The organism is Amycolatopsis sp. NPDC006131 (assembly GCF_040614175.1).
GTDB classification, from domain to species: Bacteria; Actinomycetota; Actinomycetes; order Mycobacteriales; family Pseudonocardiaceae; genus Amycolatopsis_E; species Amycolatopsis_E tucumanensis.
In genome coordinates, this window is record NZ_JBEXTX010000003.1 from 143863 (window position 1) to 158504 (window position 14642).

Below are 14642 nucleotides of genomic sequence, written 5' to 3' on the forward strand. Positions count from 1 at the left end.
TCCCTTGTTTCTCAGGCCGCCATCGCGGCGGAGAGCACGGAATCGGTGGTCAGGCCCGCGCCGGTCAGCTCGCCGGCGACGCGTCCGGCGCGCAGCGCGAGCACCCGGTCGCACACCAGGGGCAGTTCCTCGAGCTCGCCGGAGACGAACACGACGGCGGCCCCGGCGTCGGCGACCTCCCGCACCAGGCGGTAGATCTCGGCCTTGGCCTGCACGTCCACGCCGCGGGTCGGCTCGTCGAGCAGCAGGATGCGGCTGCCCGCGTGCAGCCAGCGGCCGATCACGGCCTTCTGCTGGTTGCCGCCGCTGAGGTTGACGATCGGGGTTTCCGGCGCCGCGGTGGCGATGGACAGCCGCTCGATGAGCCGCCGCGCCGCCCGCCGGACGCGCGCCGGCCGGATGGCCGGCCCGGACTTCACGGTGCCGAACTCCGACATCACGAGGTTCTCGTCGACGCCGAGGAGCGGGACGACGCCTTCGTCCTTGCGGTCCTCCGGGGTCATGCCGACGCCGAGGCGCTTCATCACCGCCGGGGTCGGGCGGGTGACGTCCCGGCCGTCGACGGCGATGGTGCCCGCCGCGGCCGGGGTGAACCCGGCGATGGCGCGCAGCACCTCGGTGCGGCCGGAGCCGAGCAGCCCGCCGAGCCCGAGGATCTCGCCGGGGTGCACGTCGAACGAGACGTCGAGGACCTTGGGCGGCACCGACAGGCCGCGCACCGACAACGCCGGCACGCCGGTCCGATCGACCTCGCGCGCGGGCGGTCGTTGCGCGGCCGTCGCGGAGTCGCCGAGCATGAGCTGGACGATCCGGTCGGTGCCGGTGCCGGTCGCGTCGACCGTGTCCACGACCCGCCCGTCGCGCATCACGGTCGCGCTGTGGGCGATGCGGCGGATCTCTTCGAGCCGGTGGCTGACGTAGAGCACGGCTACGCCCTCGGCGGCGATGCGGGTGACGGTGTCGAGCACGATGTCGACCTCGCCCGCGGCGAGCGCGCTGGTGGGCTCGTCGAGGATCAGCAGCCGCGGCTGTTCCCGCACCGCACGGCAGATCTCCACGAGCTGCCGGTGCGCCAGCGACAGCTCGCCGACCGGCGCGGCCGGGTCGATGCCCAGCCCGAGCCTGCCGAACACCGCCCGCGCGCCGGCGCGCATCGTGGCGTAGTCGACGGCTCCGCCGCGTCGCGGCCAGCGGCCCAGGTAGAGGTTCTCCGCGACGCTGACCTCGGCGACCAGGCTCAGTTCCTGGTGCACGGTGCTGACGCCGAGCTCGGCCGCGCGGCGCACGCCGCCGTCGCCGAGCCGCTCGCCCGCGACGGTGACGGTGCCCGCGTCGGCTCGCTCCACCCCGGACAGCACGCGGATGAGCGTCGACTTGCCCGCGCCGTTGCGGCCGAGCAGAGCGCGGATCTCGCCCTCGCGGATGGTCATGGCGGCGTCGGTGAGCGCCTGCACGCCGGGGTAGTGCTTGGTGACGCCGTCGACCTCGATGACGTTGGCAGCCACGGCTTCTCCTTCGCTCTGCGGTCTGGTGTGGACGGTCACGGGACACCGTCCGGGTGCGCGCTCAGCCAGGCGCGGCCGTCTTCGGGCGAGGCGTAGAGGTCGATCGGCGCCGGCACGACCGTGTATTCGGTCAGCTCGCCGCGCCGCACCTGGTCGGCGGCCTTCGCGGCGAGCTTGCCGACCGCGATGCCGGAGATGTCGACGACTCCCTTGAGGACGGTGTTCGCGGCCAGCGCCTGCGCCGCCTCGGTCGACATGTCGCTGCCGAACACGACGGTCTGGCCGACCTTGCCGCGGGCCTGCACGGCGCGGACCGCGCCCATGGTGGCGCCGCCGGCCTCGCCGTAGAACGCGTCCACGTCGGGGTGCGCGGTGAGGATCCGCTCGGCCACGTCGACCGCGTCGTCGATCGTCGCGCCCTCCTGGTTCGCCACGATCGCGGCGGCCGGGAGCTTGGCCTTGAGCGCCTGCTCGAAGCCGAGCCTGCGCTGGACGCAGACCTCGACGAACTCGCAGTTGACGACGGCGATCTTCGGCGCGGTCTTGCCCGCGGCGAGGAAGTGGTCGGCGGCCTGGTCGCCGAGCAGGGCGCCGAAGCGCACCGGATCGCCCAGCACGTACGCCGAGACGTACTTGCGGGCGCTCTCGTCGGCGATGCAGGTGTTGTAGCAGATGACGGGGATGCCGCTGGCGTGCGCGAGGCGGATCGCAGGGACCGACGCGGTCGCCGACGCCGGGGACAGGATGAGCGCGTCCACCTTCGCGGCGCTCACCTGGTCGACGAACGTGCTCTCCTTCGACGCGTCGCCCTGCGCGTTGAGTTGCAGCAGCTGTGGCACGCGGCCGAGGGCCTCGGCCTCCTGCTGCATTCCGGCCCGCACGCCGGCGTAGTAGCCCTGCGCGTCCATGTAGACGACGCCGAACCGGCCGTTCTCGCCCACCTTGCCCGCGCAGGCGGTGACCAGGCCGAGCGCCGCCACGACGAGCAACGCCAGCCCGGCGCGGCCGAGACGCCTCGTTGCGCCCATGTCTCTCCTTCGTTGACCCGGGTGCCGGCTTGTCGCGGACCCGCTCGCTTGCGGGACGAGTCTCGCTTGCCGGGGGTGGGCGCGTCAAGATTAATTATTAATTAATGCTCTCGCGGTGGGTGCCCACTGCGCGCACCGGACGGGCGGCCGGGTGATGATGTCCCCGTTTCCGGGCGTCAGGAGGAACCGTGGTGGCGATGGTGCTGGCTGGGTTGGTGTCGGAGGCGGCCGCGGAGGCGTACGAACGCCTGCACGCCGCGGGCGAGATCCCGGCCGGGCCCGGGGCCGGCCGGTTCGACCTCGACGACCCCGCCGGCCGGGAACTGCTCGACGCCGGCCTCGTCACGATGGCCGGCGCGGGCGACCACCGGTATGTGCGCGTGGTGCACCCGGTGATCGCGCTGCGCCGCTTGATCGACCGGCAGCACCGGCACCTGGCGGCGCTGCAGGCGGGCCTGGCGGAGTCGTGGGAGCGGTTCGCCGACCTGGTCGCGCCGACCACCGGCCTGTCGCAGGACGCGCTCGACGGCGAGGACGTCCAGGCGGTCCGCGATCCGGCCGAGATGGCCCGGCTGGCGGCCGGGCTCTACCGCTCCCCGCGCCGCCTTCTCCGCGCCACCTTCAACGCCAGGTCCGGCCACAACCCGACCACCGAGGGCCTGCTCTTGCCGCCGCCCGACGCCATCGCCGCCGGGGTGGAGTTCCGCATGCTCTACGACACCGAGCACGCCTCGGACGAGTGGGGCTCGCATAGCATCGAGGAGTCCGTCCGCGCCGGTGAGCAGGCCCGCATCCGGCGGTCGGTGCCGGTGAAGATGATGCACGTCGACGACCACGTCGCGCTGGTCACCATCGACCGCACGGGCGCCGACGGCGCGCTGCTGATCCGCTCCCCCGCCCTGCTCGGGCTGTTAGCCGAGTGGTTCGACGCGCTCTGGCACGCGCCGGACACCACGGCCATCGGCGAGGCGGCCCCGGCCGAGCTCACCCCCGCCCGCCACAAGGTTCTGCACCTGCTGGCGGCCGGCCTCACCGACGAGGCGATCGCCCGCCAGACCGGCACCGCGGTGCGCACGGTCCGCCGCCACGTCGGCGCGATCCTGGAGGTCCTGCAGGTCGACAGCCGGTTCGCCGCCGGGGTGGCCGCCGTCCGCCGCGGCTGGTTGTGACCGCAACCGGACATTGTCCGGAATGGACCTGTACGGCCGTCCCGTCCGCGCGGCACACTCGCCCGATCGCGGGGAGCGTGGAGGGGAGGCTGCGTTGAGCAACGGCTACGAGGTCGACCTGAGCAGTCTGGAGGCGGCGGGCAAGGCCCTCACCGAGGCGGGCGGATGGGCGCAGGACGTCGCGGGACGGGTGCACAAGTGCCGGGCGAACGTCCAGTTCACCGACGGGTCCACGTTGGACGACCTGTTGCGCGGTGACACCGAGAACCTGCCGCTGCGCAAGCTCGAAGGGGTTATCGCGCGGATGACCGACCTGGTCGAGCGCCGCCAGGTGCACGTCAAGGACGAACTGGAGTACGCGGGACAGGCCATGTTGAAGATCAAGGCGCTGTACGCCCGCGCCGACGGCCAGGAGGGCTGACCGGCTTGAGCGCGTACGAGGAGTACCGGGAGCAGCTGTTCGCCGAGTTCCTGCGACTGGCCGGGGTCATCGAGGACTGCGCGAAGATCCTGCTCCAGCAGTCGCCGCCGCCGGTGATCGAGGGGGTGGGCACCCAGACCGACGAATACGTCCGGAAGCTGTCGATCGACGCGGCGAAGAAGAAGGACGTGGTCTGGGAGGCCTACTCCCTGCTCGGCGAACTGCACGGCTACCAGGGCGGCGCGGCCGCGGCCGCCGACGATGCGCGCCGGGAACTGGCCGCGGCGAACGTGACCGTCGACGACGTGGACGAGAAGTTCACCACCGCGACCGGCAACCTGGCCGAGTGGACCGGGTCGGCCGCCCGCGCGGTGACGAGCAGGCTCAACGACCTCAAGGCGTTCGTCGGGAACCAGTCCGCATATGCGGCATACCTGGACAAGGTGCTCGAGCAGTACGCGCTGCTGGTGCGCACCGGTGAGGACAACGCCGAGAAGTTCGCCGCGAACATCACCAAGGCCCTCGCCGACGCGCAGAAGGACCGCACGACCGCGAAGGTCGAGTTCGCGCTGAACATGTTCTACAGCACCGCCGGGCTGATCTCCGCCGCCAAGTCCGGGGACGTGGTGGGCGGGGTGGAGAACGTGGCGAAGGTCGTCGGCGAGATCAAGCAGCTGACGAAGACCTGGGAGGAGACCGACCCGCAGCGCATCATGGCCCAGTTCCGGGCCGACGTGCGCGCGGCGCGGAACAACCTGGCCGAGGCCGGCGACCGGCTCGCCGGCCACTTCACCGCGATGCTCGAGGACATGGCCAAGGAGAACGGCAGGGTTTTCTTCAAGGACGCGAAACTCGGCCTGGACGTCACGAGCCCGAACTTCAAGCCGGCGCAGTTCCGGCTCAAGGAGGCCGCGAACTGGGACGAGTTCGCGCGCGCCGTGGAGAAGCTGCCCAAGGACCCGCCGGCACCTGCCCGCGGCCCGATCGCGCAGCGGCTGGAGACCGGGTAGCCGCGGTGAGTGCCGTGGTGGTCCGGCGCCGGAGTGCGGAAGCGCCGCGTCCTGCCGACGATCGCCCGCGGTGAGCGCTTTCTCCGAGCCGCGTCGCCGGTTCGTGGGCCTGATCGCGGACTGATCGGGGCAGTACACTCCCGCGGGTGCGGGCGATCATCGTCCCCGCCGACCTGGCGGCGATCGAAGCCGTCCCGCTCACCGACCGGGCGTTGCCGGAGTCGACCTACGCACTGCTCTCGCGCGCCGCCACAACGTGGCCCGACCGCACGGCGACGACCGTGCTGCCCGTGGCCGCGCGCTGGCGTGAACCCGTCCGGCGGACGTTCGCCGACCTGCTCGCCGACGTGCACCGCTACGCGAACCTGCTGCGCGAACTCGGGGTCCGGCGCGGCGACGCAGTAGCCTTGATGGCGCCCAACTGCGCCGACCTGATCCCGGCGACCCTGGCCGCCCGGGCGCTCGCCCCCGGGCTGGACGTCGTCCTCGTGCTGCGCCCGACCGCCGCGACCGGTGAGCCCGCCCCACTGCCCGCCATCGACGGCCTCCGGGTCGCGTACCTCGCCGAGCTGGCATCCACAATGGACCACTCCGTGTTCGGCGGTGAACCGCCTTCGGCCACGGACCTCGCCGCGTTGTTCCACACCGGTGGCACGACCGGAGCGCCGAAACTGGCCGCGCACACCCACAGCAACGAGGTCGCGGACGCGTGGATGATCGCGGCCAACTCGCTGCTCGGGGACGACTCGGTCATCTTCGCGGCGCTGCCGCTGTTCCACGTCAACGCCCTCGTGGTCACCCTGCTCGCGCCGCTGTTCAAAGGCCAGCAGGCAGTGTGGTCCGGTCCGCTGGGATACCGGGACCTCGCGTTGTACGGGGAGTTCTGGAAGATCGTCGAGCACTACCGGATCGCGGCGATGAGCGCCGTGCCCACGGTGTACGCGGTGCTCGCGCAGTGCCCGGTGGACGCTGACATCTCCAGCCTCCACTACGCACTGGTCGGCGCATCGCCCCTGCCCGCCGCGGTGCGGGAGAGCTTCCAGTGGCACACCGGCATCACGCTCGTCGAGGGCTACGGGCTCACCGAAGCCACGTGCACGAGCGCGCGCAGTTTCCCCGACGCACCGCGTCCCGGCACCGTCGGACAGCGCATGCCGTACCAGCGGGTGAAGGTCGTCCGCCAGGGCACGGGGGAGGAACTGCCCGCCGGCGAAACCGGTGTCCTGGCCATCAGCGGCCCCACCGTGTTCCCCGGCTACGTCGTCGGACGGGACGAAACCGGGTGCGTCCTACGGCCTCGGCAAACTCCGCGACGGCTGGCTGGACACCGGCGACCTGGCCCGGCGCGATGCCGACGGGTTCGTGCACCTGGCCGGCCGGGCCAAGGACCTCATCATCCGCGGCGGGCACAACATCGACCCGGCGATGATCGAGGACACCCTGCTGGCCCACCCCGAGTTCACCGCGGCCAGCGCGGTCGGCCGCCCCGACGAGCGCTCCGGCGAGGTGCCCGTCGCGTACGTGACCCTCACTCCCGGCGCCACAGCGACTGAGGCGGACCTGCTCGCCTGGCCGCCGCCACTGCACCGGTTGACGCCGACGAAGATCTGTTGGCGGGCTGGAACAGTGGCCGACAGGACATCACTGGGCGTGCAGCTGACGCAACCCGTTGACGATCAATTCCAGGCCGAAGGCGAACTCGTCCTCCAGCGGCACCGGCAGGGAGTCCGCGACCGCGCGCGTGGCCGGGAAGTCCGCGGACGACAGATCGTGGAAACGCGCCGACACCCGCTCTCGCTCGGCCCCGTTCTCGGAGCCGGCGAGCTGGATGGCGAACCCGAGGACGTAGCGCGCGAGGGTCGCGTAGGCGCGCGCCGCGAGGCTCGGTGGTAACCCGCCGTCGAGCAGGACGGCCAGGCAGCGCTCTCGCAGCGCCATCGCGTTCGGTCCGGTCGGGGTCTGCTCGATCAGCAGGGGCGCGATCTTTCGGTGCTTGCCCAGCGTGTCGAACATCGCCTGGGCGACGGCCTGGCAGGCCTGGTCCCAGCGCAGCTCCGCCAGTGCCCGGGAGTCGAGTTCGACCTCGCTGAACACGCGGTCGATGACGTGGTTGATCAACGTTGCCCGGTTGCCGAAGTGGCGGTAGAGCGTGGCCGTGCCGGATTCGAGCCGCTGGGCGAGGCTCCGCATCGACAATGCCTCGGCGCCTGCCTCGTCGACGAGCTGCAACGCCGCGGCGAGGATCCGGTCCAGTGGGACGGCAGGACGGCCCCGCGATCGTCGTGCGGACGGACTGGCTTCGGCTGACTGGGAGGATCTCGACACGCCCAGAAGTATGACCACAGGTTGACACCCGGCGCAATAACGGCAACACTGTTGCCATTATGAAGAGCACCCACATCCAGTCAGTTTCGGTCGACGGCCTGCGCGTTCACTACGAACGCGCAGGTCAAGGGCCCGCGGTGGTGCTGTTGCACGGCAGCGGGTCGTCGTTGGAGGGCTTCGAGCGGGTCGCGGCACTGTTGTCGACGTCCTACGACGTGATCCGGCCGGACCTGCCCGGCTTCGGGCGGACCGGGCCGCGGCCCGACCGCGACTACCGCGTGCGGACCTACGCAGGCACGATCGCCCGGTTCATGACCGCGCTGCGGGTGCCGCACTTCGCGGTGGCCGGGAATTCGCTGGGCGGCAACATAGCCTGGAACCTGGCCCTGGACGCCCCGGAACGGGTCGATGCGCTGGTGCTGGTCAACGCCACGGGCTATCCGGAGAAGACGGTGCCTGCCGGTTTGCGGCTGGCCCGGAATCCGTTGCTGCGCCCGCTGCTGCGGCGCTGGCTCCCGCGCGGCGCGACCGAACGCGGGCTGCGGGAAGCGGTCGGCGCGAACTCCGCGATCGTGGACGACGCCATGGTCGACCGGGTACACGCGCTCACCAGTCGCCCGGGAAACCGGTCGGCGTTCGTCGACTTCGCCAACACCGACCAGCCGGACCGCAGCACCGAGATCCCGAAGATCTCAGTACCGACGCTGGTCTTGCGCAGCGCCGGCGTCGACGGGCAGCACTTCGCTCGCGACATCCCGGGCGCTGTCGAGCGAGTCCACGCCGACGGTGGCCATCTGCTGCCGGAAGAGGACCCGGACTGGGTCGCCGGGGCGATCGCCGAATTCCTGTCCCGGCACGAGGAGCGGCGATGAAGTACTTCGTCGCGTCCGATGAGGACCGCCGGCTCGACGCGACCACGCGCCGGACCCTGCGCGGCAGTTTCGTCGACCTGACCGATGGGGTGACGCACTACGAGCTGGCCGGTCCCGAAGACGGTGAGCTCGTCGTGCTGGTCGGCGGCATCACGATCCCGCTGTTCTACTGGGACGAGCTCGCCGCGCGGCTGCATGCCCGCGGCCTGCGCACCCTCGCCTGCAGCGCCTACGGCCGCGGCTATTCCGACCGGGTCCAGGGCCGCTACGACGAGGTGTTGTTCGTCCGGCAGCTCACCGAGCTCACCGCCGCACTCGGCCTCGCCGGGCCGCACCACGTGGTCGGCACCTCGATGGGTGCCCTGGTCGCGATGGCCTACGCCAACCAGCGCCCGGAAGCCGTGGCCACGCTCACCATCGTGGGCCCGGCGGGCCTGGGCGAGCGTCCCCTGCCGCAGCGATTGCTGCGCAACGACGTCGTGGCCGGATTCGTCGCCCGCCGCTTCGGTCGCAAGCTCCTGGAAGACCACCTCGGACACAACGTCCGCGACCCCGGGCTCTCCGACCGGCTGGTCGCCATGGTGCGGGACGCCTACCGGTCCGAAGGCTCCCTCTACGCGTTCTTCCGGACCTTGCAGGACTTTCCGCTGTACGAGCGGCAGGACCTGTTCCGCAGCACCGGCGAGCTTGGGCTGCCCGTCCTGCTGGTGTGGGGCGACGACGACCGGGTCACCCCGGTCACCAACCTCGACACCGTCCGCGAGCTGCTGCGCCCGCGGCAGACCCACGTCATCACCGAATGCGGCCACATGGCCCCGTTCGAACGGCCGGACGACGTCGGCGACCTGCTCGCGTCGTTCGCCGTTTCCCACCCGGATCGGTTGGAACCATGAACAACACCCTCGACGTCCTGATCGCCGGCTCCGGCCCGGCCGGCACCACCCTCGCCATAGACCTGGCCCGCCGCGGCCTGGCCGTCCGGATCATCGACAAGGCCCCGCACTCCTTCGAAGGCTCCCGCGCCAAAGGCCTCCAGCCACGCACCCTGGAGGTGTTCGACGACCTCGGCGTGCTCGACGACGTCCTCGCCGGCAGCAGCGACTACCCCCGCCTGGGTATTCACCTGGGTCCGGTCACCGTCCCGTGGCGGATGTTCCGTAACCGCGACCGCACCGCCGACGTCCCCTACCCGAACACCCGGCTGATGCCCCAGTACCGCACCGATGCCGTGCTGCACGACCGGCTCGCCCAGCTCGGCGGCCGGGTCGAATACGGCCGCGAGCTCACCGGGTTCGAGCAGGACGGCACGGCGGTCACCGCCACCGTGCTCGGGGACGACGGCCCCGAACGGATCACCGCCCGCTACCTCGTGGGCGCCGACGGCGGTTCCAGTGCGGTCCGCAAGCAGCTCGGGCTGGGGTTCCTCGGCGAGACCCGCGAGGGCGATCGGATGCTCATTGTCGACGCTGTCACCTCCGGCCTATCCGGTAACCGGTGGCACGTCTGGCCGGGCTTGCAGGGCCGGTTCGTCGGCGCCTGCCCGCTGCCCCACACGGACCTGTTCCAGTGGATGATCCGCCTGTCCCCGGACGAGGAGCCGCCCGAGAGTGAGGAGGCGATCACCCGGCGGATCCGGGCCCACACCCGCAACCGGGCCATCGCCGTGCGCGACATCCGGTGGCGGTCGGTGTTCCGGCCCAACATCCGCCTGGCCGAGGCCTACCGCCGCGGCCGGGTCTTCCTCGCCGGCGACGCCGCCCACGTGCACACCCCCGCCGGGGCACAGGGTCTCAACACCGGCATCCAGGACGCCTACAACCTCGGCTGGAAACTCGCCCAGGTCCTCGCCGGAGCCGACCCACGCCTGCTCGACAGCTACGAAGCCGAACGCCTCCCCATCGCCGCGGGCGTGCTCGGCCTGTCCACGAAGAAGTACGAAGGACTCGCCAAGCTCGACCCGTCGAGCCTGCGCCGCGGCAAGGACGAACAGCAGCTGTCACTGACCTACCACGGCGGCCCGCTCGCGCCCGCTGGAACCGATCGCACGACGACGCTGCAGGTCGGCGACCGCGCGCCGGACACCGAGCTGCGCGGCACGGACGGAAAGGCGGTGCGCCTGTTCGACACCTACCGTGGGCCGCAGTTCACCGTCGTCGCCTACGGCGCGGAAGCGGCTGCGGCGAGCGAAGAACTCGACTGGCCAGCCGCCGGGACGCCGCTGCAGCGTGTCGTCGTCGGCGCCGAGGCCAAAGCCGACCACGTCCTGACCGATCACCGGGGTGACTTCCGCCGTGTTCACGGGCTCGAGGGAGACGCCTTGCTGCTCGTCCGGCCCGACGGCTACCTCGGGCACGTCGCGACCCACGACTTCCTCACCTCGACCCGCGCCGCCGTGCGCACCATGACCCCGGAGGTGGCCGGATGAACCGCGTCCTGCTGCGCGGCGCCCGCGTGATCACCATGGCACCGCACCGGCCCGACGCCGAACGCGCCGACATCCTGATCGACGGCGGCACCATCACCGCCGTCGGCCAGGGCCTCGACGCGACCGGCGCGGAAGTCGTCGACGTCACCGGCCGGGTCATCATGCCCGGCCTGGTCAACGCCCACCTGCACACCTGGCAGAGCGCCCTGCGTGGCGTGGGCACCGACTGGACGCTCGCGGACTACCTCGGCCGCATGCACGGTGCCGTGGCCCGGCACTACCGTCCCGAGGACATGCGGATCGGCACCCTCGCCGGCGCGCTGGACCAGCTCGATCGCGGCACCACCACCCTCGGCGACTGGTGTCACAACACGCCCACGCCGGAGCACACCGACGCCGCGATCGAGGGCCTCACGGCGTCCGGCATCCGCGGGGTGTTCCTGCATGGCACCCCCTACTCCGCACCCGACGCGACCCACCCCGTCGGCGAGCTCGACCGGCTGCCCGACGGCCCGCTGCTCACCCTCGGCATGGCCGTCCGCGGACCCCAGCTGTCCACTCCGGACACCGCGGTCGCCGACTTCCGCGCCGCCGCCGAACGCGGCCTCGTGGTGTCGATGCACCAGAGCGGCGGCGAACCCGGCCCCGGCTGGGCGGCGGTGCGGGACGCCGGACTGCTGAGCCCCCGCACCAACGTCGTGCACGGCGCGGGGCTCACCGAGGACTGGCTCAAGACCTTGGTCGACGCGGGCGCCACTTTCACCAGCACGCCCGAGAACGAACTCGGCCAAGGCCACGGCTTCCCCGTCACCGGGCACCTGCTCCGGCTGGGCTCCGCGCCGTCGCTGGGCACCGACACCGACGCCATCACCCCCGCCGACGTGCTTTCCGCCGCCCGCATCGCCCTGGCGCACCAGCGCGGCCATGACCACGACGACCACCGCCGGGCGAACGGCTCGTTTTCCCTCACCACCACGATCACCGCCAAACAGGCACTGGCCTGGGCCACGGTCGAAGGCGCGCGAGCACTCGGCCTCGCCGACCGCGTCGGCCGGCTCGAACCGGACATGCAAGCCGACCTCGTCGTCATCGACGCTCCGGCGCCGAACCCGGTCGCCGCGGCCCTGCACGCGACGGCCGGCGACATCGAAGCGGTCATGATCGCCGGGCGCTGGCGCAAACGCGGCCACGCCCTCCTCGACGTCGACCTCGGCGCCGTGCGAGCCCAGCTCCACGAATCCGCCGATCACCTCATCCCCCACCTCACGGGCTGATGGGCAAGCGGGACGAACTCGCGAGCCGCACCCGGGCCGACCTGCTGGCCGCGGCGAAACGGTTGTTCGGCGAACGCGGCTACCTCGACACCAAGATCGCCGACATCGCCGCCGCGGCCGGCCGCGCCGTGGGCTCCTTCTACACCCACTTCGACGACAAGGAACAGCTCCTCACAGTGCTGCGCGGCGAACTCACCGGGACAGCGGCCCCCGGCCCGGACGATCCGATCCGCGAGCACGTCACGGCCTGCTGGACCGCACTACGCACCCACCGCACCACCGCCATCGGCCTGCTGCAGCAGGCGATCGCCGCCGCCCCCGCCTCCGGACGGTTGCGGGACGAGCTGACCGCCTGGACAGCCCCGCTGCGCAAGCACCTGGAAAACCGGCGCGACCGCGGCGAGCCGCTCCCCGGCGACCCCGAGCTGCTGGCGACGGCTGTGGGCGTCATGCTCGCCGGCCTCAACCACGCCCTGCCCGCCGACGACCCCGGCGACAGCCGCGTTGCCGACACCGTCACGAACCTCGTCCTCCACGGCCTGACCGGCCCTGAACAGTGAGTTGCTGCCGTGCGTCTGCGTCAACTCGAGTACTTCGTCGCCATCTGCGACGCCGGTTCCTTCAGCGGTGCGGCGCAGGAACTGCTCGTCGCCCAGCCGTCGCTGTCACAGCAGATCCAAGCGCTGGAAAAGGAACTGGGCGCCGCACTGCTCGAACGCGGCCGCCAGGGCAGCGTTCTCACCGCGGCGGGACGGCTCTTCCTGCCCCAGGCTCGCGCGGCACTCGCCGCGGTCGAGTCGGGCCGCCGGTCGGTGGCGGATCTGGTGCAGGGCATCGTCGGCGAGCTGCACGTGCTGACCGTCCGGTCAGTGGCCTCCGGGGTCCTGCCGTCGGGCATGGTGCGCTGGCACGACCGGTACCCCACCACCGTGCTGCGACTACACGACCACTCCCACCGCCGTGACCTCGAAGCCGCGATGCGCTCCGGCCACGGCGACCTGGCCATCGGGCCGCGGCCACGGGACTTGGACGGCGACATCGTGACCCTCGGCTTCGAAAGCCTGGTCGTGGCCGGGGAAGGACCGTTCGGCCCGGAGCCCGCCTCGCCCGCCGAGCTCGCCGAGGCCAAGTGGGTCCACTTCGAACCGGAACAAGGGATGTCGGAGGTTCTGGACTGGGCGGCTCGCTCGCTCGGCTTCACGCCAAGGGTCGTCGCGTGCGTGGGGCAGGTCGCCGCGGCCCTGCGGCTCGCCGTCGAGGGGGTCGGCCTGACGATCGTCCCCGCGAACGCCGTCCCGCACGGCTGGCGCCACCACGTCCGTTCCACGAACCCTCCGCTCTACCGCGAGCTGACCGCCTACGGTCGCGGCCCGATGATGCAGCTCGCCCGGCGGTTCGCCGACCTGCTGAGCTCGACAGAGCTGCCGCTGGTCACCAGCCGAGAGGTGCCGTCGAACGCACTCGTCTGCTGACGTCGTCAGTGTGGGTCCGTGGCACGGTGCGCCGCCAGAGGGTCGAGGCCGAAGTCGCCGTCCGGATCACGCCACACCGAATGCGCGTGGTTGGCGTGCCGCTGCGTGTTGTCGTACTCGACGAGCAGCCGCGGTCCGGTGAGCCGGTAGTAGTGCGGTTCGCCCGGGGCGAGGCTCCCGGCCCAGGCCAGGTGTACGAGGTCGAGGTTGCGGTCGTCGAGGTAGTGCCGGCGGTGGGCGTCGGCGACCGGCTGCGGCGAGCGGTCGGTGTACGTCGCGAGCAGGTCGCGCAACAGCCGCCGCTGCTCGGCCGTCATGTCCCGCCCGGCGACGCCCTGCGGTCGGCGATCGAGGGCGAGCCGCGCGTGGTCGGCTTCGGTGTACCCGGAGCCGGTCTCCGCGGTTTCGTCGATCCGGTCGACGAGCGCGGCCAGGCGCGGGGTGGGCAGCGGGCCGCGAAACAGGTCCGGCATGTGGATCATCTGGTCGCCCGGCCGCACCCGGGCCCGGTTGCCCGAGACGATGTCCGAAACCGCGCGCGGATGCAGGAGAGCCCGGGCCCGTTCGGGCGCGGGAAGCGACCGCATCAGCGTCCGGGCGAGATCTTCGGTCCCGCCGAGTGGACGCAACGTCCCGCCCAGGGCCGGCGAGCAGGCGGGGTCGGCGCCGAGGAACGACGGCGTCACCGCGGCGATCCGCCCGGCCCGCACCAGCAGGTTCACCGACAGGTGGTGCCCGCCCACGCGCCAGCCCCACGTGTCGTCGCCCGGGCGCCCGAACACGCGGACCCAGTACAGCCCGGGATCCCGGCCGCGCTCGCGGCCCCAGTCGACCTGCCAGCCTTCCAGCTCGTCGAGAACGTTCTCCAGGCCCATCACGGTGCAAGCGGTGACGTAGGCCGGCCTGGTCAGCCCGGTGGCCAGCAGCTGCATGACCAGGCTCTGCTGCCGGGGCGGCAGCTCACGCACCGCGACCCCGCCGTGGTCGGTGGGCGTGTAGAACCACCGGACCCGTTCGGCTTCGACGGCGGGATCGTCGATGGGAAGCTGCTGGGCGCGGGCGCGTACGGCCGGCGGGAGCGCATCGAGGAGTTCGGTGGCGACCCGCGTCATGTGCTGGACAGCCGAGTGTTCGTCCATGT

At 72.0% G+C, this 14642-nt stretch carries 13 protein-coding genes and 2 pseudogenes; 11 read left to right on the top strand and 4 right to left on the bottom strand.

Annotated features, from left to right (window positions below; translation table 11 throughout):
• Positions 1-11 precede the first annotated feature (11 nt).
• Both ABZ215_RS03250 and ABZ215_RS03255 read right to left on the bottom strand, forming a co-directional pair.
• Positions 12-1505, bottom strand: coding sequence for a sugar ABC transporter ATP-binding protein (locus ABZ215_RS03250; RefSeq protein WP_354947422.1), 1494 nt, complete (start codon positions 1503-1505; stop codon positions 12-14).
• 35 nt (positions 1506-1540) lie between these two features.
• The gene (locus ABZ215_RS03255) at positions 1541-2533 is read right to left on the bottom strand and encodes a substrate-binding domain-containing protein (protein WP_020420845.1); all 993 of its coding nucleotides are present in this window, start codon (positions 2531-2533) and stop codon (positions 1541-1543) included.
• A gap of 197 nt (positions 2534-2730) precedes the next feature.
• Here ABZ215_RS03255 and ABZ215_RS03260 point away from each other — a divergent pair, with 197 nt between their 5' ends.
• The 5 genes and pseudogenes from ABZ215_RS03260 to ABZ215_RS03280 form a co-directional block, all read left to right on the top strand.
• Positions 2731-3702 carry a LuxR C-terminal-related transcriptional regulator gene (locus ABZ215_RS03260; protein ID WP_237335520.1) on the top strand — a complete coding sequence of 324 codons (972 nt, stop codon included), beginning with the start codon at positions 2731-2733 and terminating at the stop codon, positions 3700-3702.
• Positions 3703-3796: 94 nt separating this feature from the next.
• Positions 3797-4123 (top strand): hypothetical protein, encoded by a 327-nt coding sequence (locus ABZ215_RS03265; protein ID WP_020420843.1) that lies wholly within the window; start codon positions 3797-3799, stop codon positions 4121-4123.
• Between the two features lie 5 nt (positions 4124-4128).
• Positions 4129-5133: a hypothetical protein gene (locus ABZ215_RS03270; protein ID WP_354947424.1), complete on the top strand. Its 1005-nt coding sequence runs from the start codon at positions 4129-4131 to the stop codon at positions 5131-5133.
• Between the two features lie 290 nt (positions 5134-5423).
• Positions 5424-6332, top strand: a pseudogene (locus tag ABZ215_RS03275) (AMP-binding protein); the annotation flags it as partial.
• A gap of 226 nt (positions 6333-6558) precedes the next feature.
• A pseudogene (locus ABZ215_RS03280) lies at positions 6559-6645 on the top strand (hypothetical protein); the annotation flags it as partial.
• A 129-nt stretch (positions 6646-6774) separates the two neighbouring features.
• On the opposite strand, the gene ABZ215_RS03285 reads toward ABZ215_RS03280, so the two are convergent.
• Positions 6775-7458: a TetR/AcrR family transcriptional regulator gene (locus ABZ215_RS03285; RefSeq protein ID WP_354947426.1), complete on the bottom strand. Its 684-nt coding sequence runs from the start codon at positions 7456-7458 to the stop codon at positions 6775-6777.
• 59 nt (positions 7459-7517) lie between these two features.
• Here ABZ215_RS03285 and ABZ215_RS03290 point away from each other — a divergent pair, with 59 nt between their 5' ends.
• Genes ABZ215_RS03290 through ABZ215_RS03315 form a run of 6 tightly spaced genes read left to right on the top strand, consistent with a single transcriptional unit; the run spans position 7518 to position 13501 of the window.
• Positions 7518-8330, top strand: coding sequence for an alpha/beta hydrolase (locus ABZ215_RS03290; protein WP_354947428.1), 813 nt, complete (start codon positions 7518-7520; stop codon positions 8328-8330).
• Positions 8327-9223: an alpha/beta fold hydrolase gene (locus ABZ215_RS03295; RefSeq protein ID WP_354947430.1), complete on the top strand. Its 897-nt coding sequence runs from the start codon at positions 8327-8329 to the stop codon at positions 9221-9223. The genes ABZ215_RS03290 and ABZ215_RS03295 overlap by 4 nt, the downstream gene beginning before the upstream one ends.
• A complete protein-coding gene (locus ABZ215_RS03300; protein WP_354947432.1) occupies positions 9220-10755 on the top strand; it encodes an FAD-dependent oxidoreductase in 1536 nt (511 codons plus the stop codon). Before ABZ215_RS03295 ends, ABZ215_RS03300 begins: the two co-directional genes overlap by 4 nt.
• On the top strand, positions 10752-12029 hold the full coding sequence (locus ABZ215_RS03305; protein WP_354947434.1) for an amidohydrolase family protein: 1278 nt from the start codon (positions 10752-10754) through the stop codon (positions 12027-12029). The genes ABZ215_RS03300 and ABZ215_RS03305 overlap by 4 nt, the downstream gene beginning before the upstream one ends.
• Positions 12029-12589 (top strand): TetR/AcrR family transcriptional regulator, encoded by a 561-nt coding sequence (locus tag ABZ215_RS03310; RefSeq protein ID WP_354947436.1) that lies wholly within the window; start codon positions 12029-12031, stop codon positions 12587-12589. The genes ABZ215_RS03305 and ABZ215_RS03310 overlap by 1 nt, the downstream gene beginning before the upstream one ends.
• Before the next feature lie 9 nt (positions 12590-12598).
• Positions 12599-13501, top strand: coding sequence for a LysR family transcriptional regulator (locus tag ABZ215_RS03315; protein WP_354947438.1), 903 nt, complete (start codon positions 12599-12601; stop codon positions 13499-13501).
• A 5-nt stretch (positions 13502-13506) separates the two neighbouring features.
• Here ABZ215_RS03315 and ABZ215_RS03320 read toward each other — a convergent pair whose 3' ends face one another.
• Positions 13507-14640 (bottom strand): DUF3500 domain-containing protein, encoded by a 1134-nt coding sequence (locus ABZ215_RS03320; protein WP_354947440.1) that lies wholly within the window; start codon positions 14638-14640, stop codon positions 13507-13509.
• Between the last annotated feature and the right edge of the window lie 2 nt (positions 14641-14642).